Genomic DNA, 15,518 nt, shown 5'->3' on the forward strand with positions numbered 1-15,518 from the left:
GGATCCGGGCGAGCTCTCCGCGGCGGCCTACCAGGCTGGTCGTCTCCGGCGGCAGATTCCCGGCATGCCGCCCACCCATGTTCATGATCCTCACCTGTCCGGCTCGGTCCGCCGCGTTCGGTGACAGCAGCTTGCCGGACGCGGCCAGGATCCGCCACGAAAAGTGAGAAAGTGACTACGCAACAGACCGGGTTGCGGGCGTTTCTTAATGCCGTCCCCTGTTGAGCGATTCCGCCGGGTTCGTTCGAGGCGCCGGCTCGAACGCGCGAAACCCCGGGTCGGCGGGCCCTTCCCACTTAACCAAGCGCTTGCTACGCTCCGCCCATGGTGTCCACGATCGTCTGGGGTACCGGCAACATCGGCCGCGCCGCCATCCGCGCCGTCGAGGCCCATCCCGGGCTGAAGCTGACCGCCGTCCTCGTCCACGACCCCGCCAAGCTCGGCCGCGACGCGGGCGAGCTGGCCGGGCTCGGCCACCGGCTGGGCGTCACGGCGACCGCCGACGTCGAGGCGGCCCTGGGCGCGAGCCCGGGCGCCGTCGTGTACGCGGCCTCCGGCGACATCCGCCCGTCCGAGGCGCTGGCCGACGTGGTCCGCGCCCTGCGCGCGGGAGCCGTCGTCGTCACCCCCTCCCTGTACGCGCTGTACGACCACCGCAGCGCCCCGCCCGAGGTCCGGCAGCCGGTGCTGGCGGCCATCGCGGAGGGCGGCGGCTCCCTGTTCGTCTCCGGCGTCGATCCCGGCTGGGCCAACGACGTGCTGCCACTGCTGGTCAGCGGGCTGGCCGCGACCGTGGACGCCGTACGCTGCCAGGAGATCTTCGACTACTCCACCTACGACCAGCCCGACGCGGTCCGCTACCTGGTCGGCATGGGCCAGCCGATGGACTACGAGCCGCCGATGCTCGCGCCGGACGTGCCCGCCATGGTGTGGGGCGGCCAGGTGCGGCTGATCGCCAGGGCGCTCGGCGCCGGCCTGGACGGCATCCGCGAGCACGTGGAGCGCCGCCCGCTGGAGTCCACGGTCACGACGGCCTCGATGGGCGCGTTCGAGGCCGGCACGCAGGGCGCGGTGCGGTTCGAGGTGCGGGGCATCGTCGGCGGCGAGCCCAGGATCGTGCTGGAGCACGTCACCCGCATCCACCCGTCCTGCGCCCCCGACTGGCCCGTCCCGCCCGCCGGCGCGGGGGCGCACCGGGTGATCGTCGAGGGCAGCCCGCGCATCGAGGTCACGGTGCAGGCCACCGACGAGGGCGGCAACCACTCCGCGGGCGGCAACGCGACGGCCGTGGGCCGCCTGGTGGGCGCCGTCGAGTGGCTCCTGGAGGCGGGGCCGGGGCTGTACGACGCGCTCGACGTACCGCTGCGGCCCGCCATCGGCAAGCTCGGAAGGAGGAGCGGGTGAGGATCGACATCCCGGAGGGCAAGGACGCGATCGAGTACGTGTGGGGGGAGATGGTGCCCGGCATCGGGCCCGCCGCCTCCCGCTACTCGCTGGCGGTGTACGCGCACACGACGCTCGGCCTGCGCGAGTTCGAGGCGGCCAGGCTGCGGGTGGCGCAGCTCAACGGCTGCGCGTTCTGCCTCGACTGGCGGACGGAGCGGGACGGGCAGACCGTCGAGGACGGCTTCGCCGACGCCGTCGCGGACTGGCGCGCGACCGGCGCCTTCGACGCGCGCACCCGGCTGGCCGCCGAGTACGCCGAACGGTACACCCTCGACCACCACGGGCTGGACGAGGAGTTCTGGGGCCGGATGACCGCGCACTACAGCCAGCTCCAGATCGTGGAGCTGAGCATGTGCATCGGCTCGTGGCTGGCGTTCGGCCGGCTCAACCACGTCCTGGGCCTGGACACGATCTGCCGCCTCCCGAACGCCCCGTCCCCGAAAGCGAGCCCGGCCCCATGAGCAAGATCGACAGCAGGATCGACGACGTCTCCCGCCGCGGCTTCCTGACCGCCACCGGCGCCCTGCTCGGCACCGCCGCCCTCGGCGTGCACTCCCCCGCCGCCCGCGCGGCCGGCCCGATCGGCTCGGGCGCGCACGTGGCGGCCCTGGTGATCGGCACCGGGTACGGCGGCTCGGTGGCGGCCCTGCGCCTGGCCGAGGCGGGCGTGGACGTGCACCTCGTCGAGATGGGCCAGGCGTGGGACACCCCCGGCCCCGACGGCAGGATCTTCTGCAACACGCGGGAGCCCGACTACCGCTCCTACTGGCTGCGCACCCGCACCAAGGCCCCGCTCAACTACTTCCTCGGCTTCCCCATCGACCGCGACATCCCCCGCCACACCGGCATCCTGGACGCCGAGGAGTTCGGCGGCATCACCGTCTACCAGGGCCGCGGCGTCGGCGGCGGCTCCCTGGTCAACGGCGGCATGGCGGTCACCCCGAAGCGCGAGAACTTCGCCGCCGTCCTGCCCTCGGTCGACGCCGGCGAGATGTACGGCACCTACTACCCGCGCGCCAACGCCGCCCTCGGCGTGGGCACGGTGGACCCGGCCTGGTTCGACACGACGGCCTGCTACCAGTACGCCCGGGTCGGCCGCAAGCACGCCCAGCGCTCCGGCTTCCCGTTCGTGTTCGTGCCGGACGTCTACGACTGGGACTACATGAAGCAGGAGGCGGCCGGGACCGTCCCGCAGTCGGCGCTGGCCGGCGAGATCCTCTACGGCAACAACCACGGCAAGAGGTCGCTGCAGAAGACGTACCTGGCCCGGGCCGCGGCGACCGGCCGCGTCACCGTCTCGCCCCTGCACAGGGTCACCTCGGTCGCCCCGGCGGGCGGCGCGTACACGGTCACCATCGAGCAACTCGACACGAGCGGCGGCGTCGTCGCCACCAAGACGGTCACGGCCGACCGGGTGTTCTTCGCCGCGGGCAGCGTCGGCACCAGCAAGCTCCTGGTCAAGCTGAAGGCCACCGGCGTGCTGCCGGCGCTCAACGGCGAGGTCGGCAAGGGCTGGGGCGACAACGGCAACGTCATGTGCGGCCGGGCGAACCACCTGTGGGACCCCACGGGCAAGCTCCAGTCGGCCATCCCGTGCTGCGGCATCGACAACTGGGCGGCCGGCGGCGCGTTCGCCGAGGTGGCCCCGCTGCCCACCGGGATCGAGACCTTCGCCTCGTTCTACCTGTCGATCACCAACAACCCGCACCGCGCGCAGTTCTCCTGGAACGCGGCCGCCGGGAAGGTGGAGCTGAACTGGCAGACCGCCTGGAAGCAGCCGTCCATCGACATGGCCAGGACCATCTTCGACAAGATCAACGCCAAGGAGGGCACGATCTACCGGACGGACCTGTTCGGCGTCTACAAGATCTGGGGCGACCACCTGACGTACCACCCGCTGGGAGGCGCCGTCCTCGGCCGGGCCACCGACAACTACGGGCGGCTGACGGCCTACCCGGGGCTGTACGTCATCGACGGGGCGCTGATCCCGGGGAACACGACCGTCAACCCGTTCGTGACGATCACGGCGCTGGCGGAGCGGAACATCGAGCGCATCATCGCCGCCGACCTGTGAGCGGGACCGGGACGGGGTCCTCATGACCGGCGCCCCGTCCCGACCGTCGCTGTGCGCCCATCCGTAACTCGCGGTCAACCTCGGCGGTCTACCGTGCGCGCATGAAGATGCGCAGCTTACTCGCGGGCGTGCTGTCCACCGCCCTGATCGGCGGTACGGTCACCGTCGTGCTGACCCAGACCTCCACCGCCACGGCCGAGCGCCGGGCCCAGGATCCCATCGTGATCGCCCACCGGGGCGCCTCCGCCCACCGCCCGGAGCACACGCTCCTGGCGTACGAGGCCGCCATCGCGATGGGCGCCGACTACATCGAGCCCGACCTGGTCTCCACCAAGGACCACGTGCTGGTCGCCAGGCACGAGAACGAGATCTCCGGCACCACCGACGTGGCCGCGCACCCCGAGTTCGCCGGCCGCCGCACCACCAAGACCGTGGACGGCAGGCCCGTCACCGGCTGGTTCACCGAGGACTTCACGCTGGCCGAGCTGAAGACGCTGCGTGCCAAGGAGCGGGTGCCCGACCTGCGGCCGGACAACACGGCGTTCGACGGCCTGCCCGAGATCCCGACGTTCGAGGAGGTCGTGAAGCTCGCGCTGGAGCACGGCGTCGGCGTCTACCCCGAGACCAAGCACCCCACCTACTTCGACTCCATCGGCCTGTCGCTGGAGGAGCCGCTGCTCGACGTGCTGAACCGGTACCGGGTGCGCAAGGCGTACATCCAGTCGTTCGAGACCGCGAACCTGCGTGACCTGCGGGGTAAGACGCGGCTGCCGCTGATCCAGCTCATCACGTTCGGCGGCGCGCCCTACGACTGGGTGGCGGCCGGCAGCACGCGCACCTACGACGACATGGTCAAGCCGGACGGGCTGCGCGAGGTCGCCGGGTACGCGAACGGGATCGGCGTGGACACCAGGCGCATCGTGCCGGTGGACGCCTCCGGCGCGACGACCGCGCCCACCACCCTGGTCGCCGACGCCCACCGCAGGCGGCTGGCCGTGCACGTGTGGACGGTGCGCAACGAGAACTCGCAGCTCCCCGCCGACTACCGGCTCGGCAACCCGGCCAGCCCCGCCTACCCGCGGGCGACCGGGAACGTGATGGGCTGGCTGTCGCGGCTGCTGGAGCTGGGCATCGACGGCGCGTTCTGCGACGACCCGGGCATGGGCAGGGCTGTGGTGTCCAGTCGCTCCGGCCGCTGATCCGTCAGGTACGGCGCCAGCGGGACTCGCCGAAGCAGTAACCGGCGAACAGCAGCACTCCCAGCGCCACCACCACGAGCAGCGACGGCCCCGCCGGGGTCTGGGCGAACTGCCGCAGGGTGGCGTCGATGCCGCCCGCCTTGTCCGCGTCGTGGGTGATCGCCGCGTAGGTGACGAAGATCCCGGCCATCCCGGCGATCGCCCCGCGGGCCGCGTACCCGCCGACCCCGAGCCGGTCCATGACGGTTCTGGCTCTCGGGGACATCCGCCCCTGGTCGAGCTCCTCCCTGAAGCCCTTCGTGGCGCCCCGGTGCACCCAGTAGACGCCGAGCGCCACGAGGCCGAGCCCGATCGCGCCCACGATCCACTGCCCGGCGGGCAGGCCGAGCAGCTTGCCCGTCACGTCCTGCGACTTCTGGTCGTCGGAGCCCGCCTTGCCCGAGGTGATCACGCTCCACAGCGTGTAGACGACCAGGCCGTAGACGAGGACCCGCCCGGCCGCCTCGGCGCGCTCGAGCGCCTTCCCGCCGCCGAACACCGCCTCGGACGCCTGCCACAGGGCCAGCGCCACGAAGCCGGCCACCATGATCCACAGCAGCACCTCACTGAACGGCAGCCGGGCTAACGTGCTGATGGCTCCGGCCTTGTCGGCCTCCCCGCCCGACCCCTGGCCGAGGCCGACCTGCAGGGCCACCACGCCGATCAGCGCGTACAGCACGCCGCGGCACGCCAGGCCCACCCTGGTCAGCACGGCCATCGGCCGGCTGCGGGTGGCGCGGCGCGTCGCGGCCTTCGCCTCGTTCCCGGCCTGTTGCGCGGTATTCACCGTTTCCTCCAAGCTGGTCTTGCCGGAGAACCCCGAGTGCCCGGGATCGGCGTCCCTACGCCTCGGCGTGGCGCTGCCAGGGACGATGGGGCTGGTTACAGTGGTCCGGTGAGCCACGACCAGCACGGCCTGGCGATGACCGGGGCCGGTGCCGCGGCGGTGCGGCACTACGATCGCGCGATCGACGACCTGCTGCACTTCAGGGCCGAGGTGGAGGCCGAGGCGAACGCCGCGCTGGCCGAGTCGCCCGGCTTCGCGATGGGCCACGTGCTGTCGGCGTACCTGGGGCTGCTGACCACGGAGGCCGAGGACGCGCGCGCGGCACGGGCACGGTTCGGCGCGTTCCTGCGCGGGATCGACGGCGGGATCGACAGCGGGATCGGCAGCGGGGGGATCGACAGCGGCGCGCTGCTGCCCCGCGAGCGGGCGCACGTCGCGGCCGTGCGGGCGCTGCTCGGCGGCGACTTCCTGACCTGCGGGGCGCTGCTCGCCGGCATCACGGCCGAGCACCCGCGCGACGCGCTGGCGCTGGCCGCAGGGCACCAGATCGACTTCTTCACCGGCGACGCCCGCATGCTGCGCGACCGGATCGGCGGGGCGCTGACCGCCTGGCACGAGGACGACCCGCACCTCGGGCACGTGCTCGGCATGTACGCCTTCGGCCTGGAGGAGGCCGGGCACTACGACCGCTCGGAGGAGGTCGGGCTGCGGGCGGTGGAGCTGAACCCGCGCGACGTGTGGGGCATCCACGCGGTGGTGCACACCTACGAGATGCAGGGGCGCTTCGGCGACGGGCTGCGGTATCTCGACGCGCGGGTGCCCGACTGGTCGTCCGGCACGTTCTTCAACATCCACAACTGGTGGCACTACTGCCTGTACGCGCTGGAGACCGGCGACGTGCCGCGCGTGCTGGCCGTCTACGACGCGGTGCTGGCGGGCGGGCGGGCCTGCATGGAGCTGCTCGACGCGGCGGCGCTGCTGTGGCGGCTCCACCTGGAGGGCTCCGACCAGCACGAGCGCTGGCGGGCGCTGGCCGACGCGTGGCCCGCGCGGGTGGCGGAGCCGTTCTACGCCTTCAACGACATGCACGCGGTGATGTCGTACGTCGGCGCCGGGCGGATCGCGGAGGCGGAGAAGCTGATCGCGGGGCGGGAGGCGTACGTGGCCGAGCCGCATCCCGGGGTCACCAACCACGACATGACGCTCAGGGTGGGGCTGCCGGTGTGCCGGGCGATCGTGGCGTTCGGGCGGGGCGACTACGGGGCGGTGGTGGATCTGCTGCATCCGATCAGGCACCGGGTCAACGAGTTCGGCGGCAGCCACGCGCAGCGGGACGCCGTGCAGCGCACGCTGCTGGAGGCTGCGCTGCGGGCCGGGCGGCGAGATCTGGCCAGGGTGCTGGTGAGCGAGCGGATCAGCGTGCGGCCGTGCAGCCCGTACAACTGGCTCAAGCAGGCGGCGGTGGCCGAGGCGATGGGCGACGGCGCGGCGGCGGCCGTCGCGCGCGGCCGGGCGGGCGAGCTGGCCAGGTCCGGAATTGTCGGAGCCTCCGGGTAGTTTCTGCACACATGGATCGGCAACTCACCCTGATGGTCGTGCACGCCCACCCCGACGACGAATGCCTGAGCACCGGCGGCATCCTCGCCCGCTACACCGAGGAGGGCATCCGCACGGTCCTGGTCACCTGTACCAACGGCGAGCAGGGCGACGGCGAGGGCGGCGTGAAGCCGGGCGAGCCGGGTCACGACGACGAGGCGGTGGCGCGGCGGCGGCTGGGCGAGCTGCGCGAGTCGGTCGCCCACCTGGGCGTCGACCACCTGGAGCTGCTCGGCTACCGCGACTCCGGCATGGACGGCTGGGACGGCAACGGCCACCCCGACGCGTTCGCCAACGTGCCCGTCGAGACGGCCGCCGCCAGGCTGGCCGCGCTGATGGAGCACTACCGGCCGCAGGTCGTGGTCACCTACGACGAGACGGGCGGCGGCGGTTACGGCCACCCCGACCACGTGCAGACGCACCGCGTCACGGTGGCCGCCGCCGAGCGCACCGGCATCCCCGACAAGCTCTACTACACCGCCATTCCCCGGTCGGCGATCAAGCGCATGTTCGAGCTGATGCGCGAGAGCGGCGCCGACGTCGGCGACTTCACGCCCTCCGACGACTTCGGCACCCCCGACGAGCGGGTGACCAGCGTCCTCGACGTCTCCCCCTACGTCGAGCGCAAGCTCAAGGCCCTGCGGGCGCACGAGAGCCAGGGGGAGAACATCTTCCTGCTGCGGATGCCGGAGGAGGCGCAGCAGCAGGCGTTCTCGCACGAGGCGTTCGAGCGGGTGCTGAGCAAGGTGGACACGCCGAAGCACGAGGAGGATCTGTTCGCGGGCCTGCGCGACAGCTGACCTTTTCCGACAAATAATTAAATGGCCGGATATGCGAAATTGCATATTCGGCTATTTCCCATGCATTCCCCAAGTTCCTGTTAACATCCCCGGGCGACGATGCCGACAGCCTGCAGGGATGCCCCAGTGACAGAAGCGGTCGAAATTCCGCGCGCGGACGGCGGCGACAGCCTGGATCATTACAACACCGACGCGATCCGCGGCTTCATCCGCACGTTCGAGCAGATGCGGGCCAGACCCCGCGCCAGAAAAGGCGACGTGCCCCTGCCCGTTCTCTCCCTCCACGGGCCGTTCGAGGTCACCGCCGCGTTCGCGCAGATCCTGGCCGCCCGCTGCAAGGGCGCGCCCAACGCGTGGGCCGAGTCGAGAGCCGGGGAGCACGCCGGCGGCGAGGCGGGCGCGCCGTACCTCGCGATGAGCGAGACCCTGCTCAGGGTCGCCCGCACCCTGTCCTCCACCGGGCCGGGCAAGGAGCCGCAGCTGCGGTTCCCGCTGTTCCACCAGGTGCACTGGATGCTGGGCATGCAGCTGCCCGGCGACACGCCGCAGGCCGTGCGCGAGCTCGTCGCGCGGGAGACCCGGCGGCGGCGCCTGCAGCTCCGGCCCAGCTCCGAGCTGGAGCACCGGGGGCTGCTGAAGAACCTGCGGGCCTACTTCGAGGGGCCGCTGAGCGCCTGGGCGGCGGCCGCCGCGCTGGTCAGCCAGGCCCTGGCGGAGCAGCTCAGCCCGGTGATCGGGCTGGTGGCCGTCTGCACGGCTCTCGTCCTGGCGGTCGCCCACGTGCTCCTGCTCTCGCGGAGCTGGGCCGGATGGCGGCGCTACCGGTGGTTCACCCGGCAGCCGTACCTCATGCCGGAGAGCTCGAAGACCCGCCCGCAGAGCTTCCGCGAGTTCGTCGAGCTCGTGCTCAAGGCGCGGCACAAGGCCGAGGTGCCGGCGAGTCTGTCGGAGATGAGCGACCGCGGGCAGCGGGAGCCGCGCAGGGAGTGCGACGAGATCGAGCTGCTGCTCGTCAACGCGTTCCTGGAGGACCTGCGCCAGGGCTACGAGCGGAGCCGGCGCACGTTCTGGCGGCGGGCCGCGTGGACCAGGACGGTCTACCCGGTCCTCCTCGTCGACACGGCCGGGGAGGCGGATGTCAACGTGCGGCTGCTGCGGCGCGTCGAGCAGGTACGCCGCCAGATCCCGCAGTCCGACCCGCTGTTCGTGATCCACATCGCCGCGGCCGAGGGCGGCGACCCGGTCGGCCCGGCCCCGGCCCCTCCGGCGTACGCCGAGGTCAGCGGGGCCGAGCGGCTCTGGACGGAGTGGAACAGGAGCCTGCGGGCCAGCCGGGCCGTGGGCGACGTCCGGCACCTCGGCATCCGGCTCAAGCGCGAGGACGCCCGCGCGGCGGACGCGGTGGCCAGGTCCATCCCGCTGGAGCAGCCTCCCCGCCCGCCGCTGCTCGCCAACCGCTGGCTCCTGCGCGCGGCCATCCTGCTGCTCTTCCTGGGGCCCGCCGCCGTCCTGGCGCGCGAATGGCAGAGCAGTTGCGGCAAGGGCGTCTGGAAGGCGCCGACCGGCGAATGCGTCGGCATCACCAGCGGCGACGTCAGCTTCGACGAACGGTTCGCGGAGGTGGTGAACGCGATCGAGGACAACAACGGGAAGATCGAGCGTTCCGGACGGCCCTACACCACCATCGTCTACGTCGGCGCGCTCAGCACCCAGCCGTCCTCGGCCGCGGAGGACCTGGCGGACGCGCAGGGCGAGCTGACGGGGATCGCGATCCGGCAGGGCGAGCTGCTGGAGAGCGCCGACCAGAGCATCGTCCAGCTGCGCGTCCTGATCGCCAACGCCGGCAACGGGTTCCGGTTCGGCGAGCAGGTCGCGGACCGGATCCTGGAGCTGGCCAGGGACGACCCGTCCATCGCGGGCGCCATCGGCTTCGGCGAGAGCAGGGACGGCGCCAACGCCGCGATCAACCGCCTCAGCTCCATCTTCCTGCCGATGCTGGGCACCGCGGCGACCTACGACGACTTCGGCAAGGACGGCAAGGGCCGCCCCTCCCTGTCCTACTTCCCGCTGTCGCCGACCAACAGCGAGGTCGCCGACGTCTCCGCGCGCTGGGCCCGCTCGGGCGCGCTGGCGGCGCCCGCGGACGACGGCCTGCCGCACAAGCGGCCGGCCAGGACCGCGGCGGTCTTCGTGGACGCCGACAGCAGCGATCTCTACAGCTCCGACATCGGCAGGCGCTTCATGAAGCGGTTCGGCGAGCTCGGCGGCAAGGCCACCCTCATCGAGTACGACGACGCGGGCGACGCCGGTGAGGAGCTGAAGAAGCTCTGCAAGCGGGACGCCGAGCAGCCCGACCTCGTCTTCTACTCCGGGCGGTCCACCCAGTTCGGCACCTTCGTCGACCGGATCTCCAGCTCGCCCTGCGAAGGGCTGCTGGTCCTGGCCGGAGACGCCGTCTCCCAGTACGTGGACGGCAACGCGGCCAGGATCGCGATGATCGGGAAGATCAAGCTCTACTACACCCCCCTGGCCACGGAGAAGGCCTGGCCACCGGGGGACATCCGGCGTCCCGCCGCGTTCTACGACGCCTTGTGGCGCCGCACCGGCCCTCCGGACGACGGCGAGGTCAAGCCGTCCCCGACCTACGCCGTGCTGGCCTACGACGCCGCGCGGGCCATGATGGACGCCGCCCAGAGCACCTACCGGCTCCAGCACGATCCCGGCGGCGACGGGCGGGGCCCGGCCGTCGACCGTGGCGGGCTGCTGGCCGCGTTCGGGCGCCTGGACGAGATCGACGGCGCCAGCGGGCTCATCTCGTTCGAGCAGGACCCGTCGGGCAACCGCGCGGTGGACCGGCCGCTGCTGCTCGCGACCGTCTCCGCCTCGGGCGGCATCGAGGTGGTCGGCCAGTGCGGCCGCCTGTACGAGCAGGCGGAGCCGTGCGCGATGGCCGGCCGGCCGGGCTCGTGAGGAAAGTTTCACCGCTTCCGCGCAGGTCGTGGGATCGCCTCGGGCGGGCCGGTTGAGATCGGGCGGCGGGCGTCTTACGGTGCTGGTACCGATCCGGTCAAGGAGCCCGTCATGCGCGCCCGTGTCGTCCCGGCCCTGATCCTGACTCTGCTCGCTCCCCTGCTGGCCCTCGGCGTCGGCGTCCCCAGGGCCGAGGCCCAGGTGGTGGGCGGGTTCGACTTCGACAGGGCGGAGGTGTCCGTCACGGGCCTGCAGGTGCCGTGGGCCATGGCGTTCCTGCCGGACGGCAGCGCGCTGGTCTCCGAGCGGAACACGGGCCGCGTCATGCAGGTCCGGCCCGGCCAGGCGCCCGCCCAGGTCGCCACGGTGAGCGGGGTGAGCGCGTCGGGCGAGAGCGGCCTGCTGGGGCTGGCGGTCTCGCCGTCGTACGCGGAGGACGGCTGGGTGTACGCATACTTCACCAGCACGAGCGGCGACAACCGCCTGGTCAGGTTCCGGCTCAACGCCCCGCAGACGCAGACGGTGATCTTCTCCGGGGTGCCGAGCGCGGCCATCCACGACGGCGGCCGGATCGCGTTCGGCCCCGACGGCATGCTGTACGTGGCCACCGGCGACGCGAACAACACCGCCAACGCCCAGAACCTCAACAGCCCGGCCGGCAAGATCCTGCGCATGACGCCCACCGGTGGCGTCCCCTCTGGCAACCCGTTCGCCAACTCCCGCGTCTGGAGCTACGGCCACCGCAACGTCCAGGGCCTGGCCTGGGACTCGCAGGGCAGGATGTACGCCACCGAGTTCGGCCAGAACACCTGGGACGAGGTCAACCAGATCGTCGCGGGCGGCAACTACGGCTGGCCCACCTGCGAGGGCACCTGCGGCAACGGGAGCTTCCGCAACCCGATCGTCACGTGGACCACGGCCGAGGCGTCGCCGAGCGGGCTGGCGTACGCCAACGACACGCTGTTCGCGGCGGCGCTGCGCGGCCAGCGGCTGTGGGCGGTCCCGCTGACCTCCGGCGGCGGGGCCGGCACGCCGGTCGCCGAGCTGCAGGGCGAGTACGGGCGGCTGCGCGCGGTGGCCGTCGGCCCCGACGGCTGGCTCTGGGTGGGCACCAGCAACCGTGACGGCCGCGGCAGCCCGGTGGCGCAGGACGACCGCATCGTCCGCGTCCCGCCCGCGTCGGGCGGCACCGACACGCAGGCGCCGAGCGCGCCCGCGGGCCTGGCCGCCTCGGGCACGACCGCCACGGCGACCACGCTGTCCTGGACCGCCGCGACCGACAACGTGGGCGTGACCGGCTACGACGTGCTGCGCGCGCCCGGCGCGTCGGGCGGCACGTTCGCGCAGGCCGGCACGTCGGCGACCACCTCGTTCACGAACACGGGCCTGACCGCGGGCACCACCTACCGCTACCAGGTCAGGGCCAGGGACGCGGCCGGCAACCTGTCCCCCGTCTCGAACACGGTCACGGTCACCACGACCTCCTCGCAGGGCGGCACCTGCACGGCCACGCCTGCGACGGCGAGCGAGTGGGCCACCGGCTACGTGATCCAGGTGACGGTCACCAACACCGGCACAGCCACGCTGAACGGCTGGACGGTGACGTTCACGCTGCCTCCCGGGCACACCATCACCGGCTCGTGGAACGTCCAGGTGTCCAGCTCGGGCCAGACGGCCACGGCCAGGAACGCCGCCTACAACGGCGGCCCGATCGCGCCCGGCGCGAGCACGTCGTTCGGCTTCCAGGCGAGCCGCCCCGGCGCGGACGGCCGGGTGCCCTCCGGCTACACCTGCACGTCTCCCTGAGCGCGCGTCCCCGGAAGCAGCTCGCCCGAGCCGCGCACGATCAGCCGGGTCGGCACCGTGACGCGGCGGGCCCTGGACCGGTCGCCGTCCAGCCGGGCCAGCACCAGCTCCGCCGCCGCGGCCCCCACGCCGGCCGGGTCCTGGGCGACGGCGGTGAGCGGCGGGTCGAGCGCCTCGGCCAGCGGCAGGTCGTCGAACCCGACCAGCGCCACGTCCTTGCGCCCCGCCCGCGACAGCGCCACCACCGCCCCCATGGAGGCGAGGTTGTTGCCCGCGAACAGCGCGGTCGGCGGGTCGGCCAGCGCCAGCAGCCGCATGGTGGCACGGGCCGCGGCCTCCAGGTCGTGCCCCGTCTCCACCAGGGCGCGGTCGAACGGCAGCCCGGCGGTTTCGAGGGCGTCCCGGTAGCCCTGTAACCGCTCGCGGCGCGTGTAGAGGGTGGCCGGCAGGTCGCCCACGAAGCCGATCCTGCGGTGCCCGTGCGCGATCAGGTGCGCCACGCCGGCCGTCGCACCCTCCCGGTTGGCGCTCACCACGCAGTCGGCGGTCAGCCCGGCGGCGGGGCGGTCGAGGAAGACGATCGGCAGCCCGGCCGCCCGCTCGGCACGCAGGTGGCGGTGGTCGCCGGCGGCGGCCGGGACGACCATGAGGGCGCTGACCCGGCGGGCCAGGAACGTGGCGATGAGCGACTGCTCGTGGCCGGCCGTCTCGTCGGAGGAGCCGACGATGAGCGTGAGCCCGCGGGCCCGCACGGCGCCCTCGACGCCGCCCGCGACCGTGCCGAAGAACGGGTTGCCCAGCTCGGGCACGACCAGGCCGATCGCGGCGTCCCGGGCGCCCACCCGCATGTTGCGGGCCATGAGGTTGGGCTGGTAGCCGAGCTTCCTGACCGCCTCCAGCACCCGCTCGCGGGTCTCGACGGCGACCGGGCCCTCGTCGTTGAGGACCCGGGAGACGGTCTTCGCGGTGACTCCCACCTCACGAGCCACATCTGTCATCGTCGGACGCCGCATTTCAGACATCCTGTCAGAGGCCGATCGCCTTCGCCGCCTCCTGGTCCGCCACCACGGACTTGCCGTCCGAGACCTGGATCGCACCGGTCATGATGGCCACGACCTCGGCCATGCTGTGCTCGCGCGGGCTCAGCTCGGCGACCCTGCGGCCGAGCCGCTGGACGTGCACGCGGTCGGCGATCTCGAACACGTGCGGCATGTTGTGGCTGATCAGCACCACCGGCGTGCCGCGGTCGCGGACCTGCCTGATGAGGTCGAGCACCTGGCCCGACTCCTTCACGCCGAGCGCCGCCGTGGGCTCGTCCATGACCACGACGCGCGTGGCCCAGGCCACCGCCCTGGCCACGGCCACGCCCTGGCGCTGGCCGCCCGACAGCGACTCGACCGGCTGGGTGAGAGAGCGCAGCCCGATCTTGAGCTCGGCCATGTGCCGGGCCGACTCCTCGCGCATGCGTTTCTTGTCCAGCATCCGGAAGACCTTGCCGAGCAGGCCGGGCTTGCGCAGCTCGCGGCCGAGGAACATGTTGGTCGCGATGTCGAGCGAGGCCGCGATCGCCAGGTCCTGGTAGACGGTCTCGATGCCGTGCCGCCGGGCGTCGAGCGGGTCGCGCAGGCGCACGGGCTCGCCGTCGAGGCGGATCTCGCCCGTGTCCGGCTGCAGCGCGCCGGTCAGCGCCTTGATCAGGCTGGTCTTGCCGGCGCCGTTGTCGCCGATGACCGCGAGCACCTCGCCGGGCATGAGGTCGAAGTCCGCGCCGTCGAGCGCGGTCACGTGGCCGTACCTCTTGACCAGGCCGCGGGCCTGGAGGACGGGGGTGGTCATCGCATCCTCCTGCGGGAGAGCTGGTCGACGGCGACCGCGAGGATCACCAGGATGCCGGTGATGAGCGTCTGGTAGATCGACGGCACGCCCATGAGCTGCAGCCCGTTGCGGAACACGCCCACGATGAGCGCCCCGACGAGCGTGCCGAGCACCAGGCCGCGGCCGCCGAACAGGCTGGTGCCGCCGAGCACGACCGCGGTGATGCTGTCGAGGTTGTCGGTCTGGCCCGCCTGCGGGTCGCCCACGCCGGTACGGGAGACCAGGAGCAGGGCGGCGATGCCGTACACGAGGCCGGCCAGGGTGTAGACGCCGACGGTCAGCCGGCGCGTCCTGATGCCGGTCAGGCGGGCCACCTCGGGGCTGTTGCCCAGGGCGTACACGTGGCGGCCCCACGCGGTCGAGCCGAGCAGGTACGCGAACAGCAGGAACAGCAGGATGGTCAGCAGCGAGCCGTAGGTGACGTTCGTCTGCCCGAGCTGGAACGTCTGCCCGAGGAAGGTGAGCAGCGCGGGCAGCTCGGTGACCGTCTGCTCGTTGGAGTAGATGTGGGTCAGGGCGAAGACCACGTTCAGCATGCCCAGCGTCACGATGAACGGCGGCAGCGAGATCCGCGTCACCAGCAGGCCGTTGACCAGCCCGAACGCGGCGCACACGGCAAGGCCGGCGGCCAGCGCGAGCAGCGGCGGCAGGCCGGAGTCGACGGCCAGCTTGGTCATCACGATCCCGCCGAACGCCATGATCGCGCCGCAGGCCAGGTCGATGCCGGCGGTCAGGATGATCAGGGTCTGCCCGATGGCCAGCGTGCCGACCACCATGACCTGCTGGATGATGAGGGAGAAGTTCGGCCCGGTGAAGAACTGGGCGCTGTTGAGCCCGAAGAACAGGCAGGCCAGCACGAGCGCGGCCAGCGGCCCGGCGACGGGGGTGCTGATCAGGCGGCGCGGCAGCGGCGCTTCCATCACGGC

At 72.5% G+C, this 15,518-nt stretch carries 12 protein-coding genes; 8 read left to right on the forward strand and 4 right to left on the reverse strand.

Features of this window, described 5'->3' with window-relative positions:
* Window positions 1-324: 324 nt before the first annotated feature.
* From HD593_RS34765 to HD593_RS34780, 4 genes are all read left to right on the forward strand, one after another.
* Complete coding sequence (locus HD593_RS34765) at window positions 325-1,404, forward strand: NAD(P)H-dependent amine dehydrogenase family protein (protein WP_185106169.1); 1,080 nt, start codon at window positions 325-327, stop codon at window positions 1,402-1,404.
* The gene (locus HD593_RS34770) at window positions 1,401-1,907 is read left to right on the forward strand and encodes a carboxymuconolactone decarboxylase family protein (RefSeq protein WP_185106170.1); all 507 of its coding nucleotides are present in this window, start codon (window positions 1,401-1,403) and stop codon (window positions 1,905-1,907) included. Before HD593_RS34765 ends, HD593_RS34770 begins: the two co-directional genes overlap by 4 nt.
* The gene (locus tag HD593_RS34775) at window positions 1,904-3,520 is read left to right on the forward strand and encodes a GMC oxidoreductase (RefSeq protein ID WP_185106171.1); all 1,617 of its coding nucleotides are present in this window, start codon (window positions 1,904-1,906) and stop codon (window positions 3,518-3,520) included. Before HD593_RS34770 ends, HD593_RS34775 begins: the two co-directional genes overlap by 4 nt.
* Window positions 3,521-3,621: 101 nt before the next feature.
* Window positions 3,622-4,719 (forward strand): glycerophosphodiester phosphodiesterase, encoded by a 1,098-nt coding sequence (locus tag HD593_RS34780; RefSeq protein ID WP_221525144.1) that lies wholly within the window; start codon window positions 3,622-3,624, stop codon window positions 4,717-4,719.
* Between the two features lie 4 nt (window positions 4,720-4,723).
* Here the strand turns inward: HD593_RS34780 and HD593_RS34785 are convergent, their stop codons facing one another.
* A complete protein-coding gene (locus HD593_RS34785; protein ID WP_312903924.1) occupies window positions 4,724-5,545 on the reverse strand; it encodes a DUF1206 domain-containing protein in 822 nt (273 codons plus the stop codon).
* 108 nt (window positions 5,546-5,653) lie between these two features.
* Here HD593_RS34785 and HD593_RS34790 point away from each other — a divergent pair, with 108 nt between their 5' ends.
* The 4 genes from HD593_RS34790 (at window position 5,654) to HD593_RS34805 (ending at window position 12,717) form a co-directional block, all read left to right on the forward strand.
* Entirely contained in the window at window positions 5,654-7,102 is a 1,449-nt protein-coding gene (locus HD593_RS34790) for a tetratricopeptide repeat protein (RefSeq protein ID WP_185106172.1), read from the forward strand.
* Window positions 7,103-7,113: 11 nt separating this feature from the next.
* Window positions 7,114-7,941, forward strand: a complete 828-nt coding sequence (locus HD593_RS34795; protein WP_185106173.1) for a PIG-L family deacetylase — start codon at window positions 7,114-7,116, stop codon at window positions 7,939-7,941.
* Window positions 7,942-8,067: 126 nt separating this feature from the next.
* Complete coding sequence (locus HD593_RS34800; protein WP_185106174.1) at window positions 8,068-10,911, forward strand: type 1 periplasmic-binding domain-containing protein; 2,844 nt, start codon at window positions 8,068-8,070, stop codon at window positions 10,909-10,911.
* 111 nt (window positions 10,912-11,022) lie between these two features.
* Window positions 11,023-12,717, forward strand: coding sequence for a PQQ-dependent sugar dehydrogenase (locus HD593_RS34805; protein ID WP_185106175.1), 1,695 nt, complete (start codon window positions 11,023-11,025; stop codon window positions 12,715-12,717).
* Here HD593_RS34805 and HD593_RS34810 read toward each other — a convergent pair.
* Genes HD593_RS34810 through HD593_RS34820 form a run of 3 tightly spaced genes read right to left on the reverse strand, consistent with a single transcriptional unit; the run spans window position 12,696 to window position 15,512 of the window.
* Window positions 12,696-13,715 carry a LacI family DNA-binding transcriptional regulator gene (locus HD593_RS34810; protein WP_221525145.1) on the reverse strand — a complete coding sequence of 340 codons (1,020 nt, stop codon included), beginning with the start codon at window positions 13,713-13,715 and terminating at the stop codon, window positions 12,696-12,698. The genes HD593_RS34805 and HD593_RS34810 overlap by 22 nt on opposite strands.
* A 28-nt stretch (window positions 13,716-13,743) precedes the next feature.
* Window positions 13,744-14,553 carry an ATP-binding cassette domain-containing protein gene (locus HD593_RS34815; protein WP_185106177.1) on the reverse strand — a complete coding sequence of 270 codons (810 nt, stop codon included), beginning with the start codon at window positions 14,551-14,553 and terminating at the stop codon, window positions 13,744-13,746.
* Window positions 14,550-15,512 carry an ABC transporter permease gene (locus HD593_RS34820; RefSeq protein WP_221525146.1) on the reverse strand — a complete coding sequence of 321 codons (963 nt, stop codon included), beginning with the start codon at window positions 15,510-15,512 and terminating at the stop codon, window positions 14,550-14,552. The genes HD593_RS34815 and HD593_RS34820 overlap by 4 nt, the downstream gene beginning before the upstream one ends.
* Between the last annotated feature and the right edge of the window lie 6 nt (window positions 15,513-15,518).

This window comes from Nonomuraea rubra (genome assembly GCF_014207985.1).
Taxonomy (GTDB): domain Bacteria; phylum Actinomycetota; class Actinomycetes; order Streptosporangiales; family Streptosporangiaceae; genus Nonomuraea; species Nonomuraea rubra.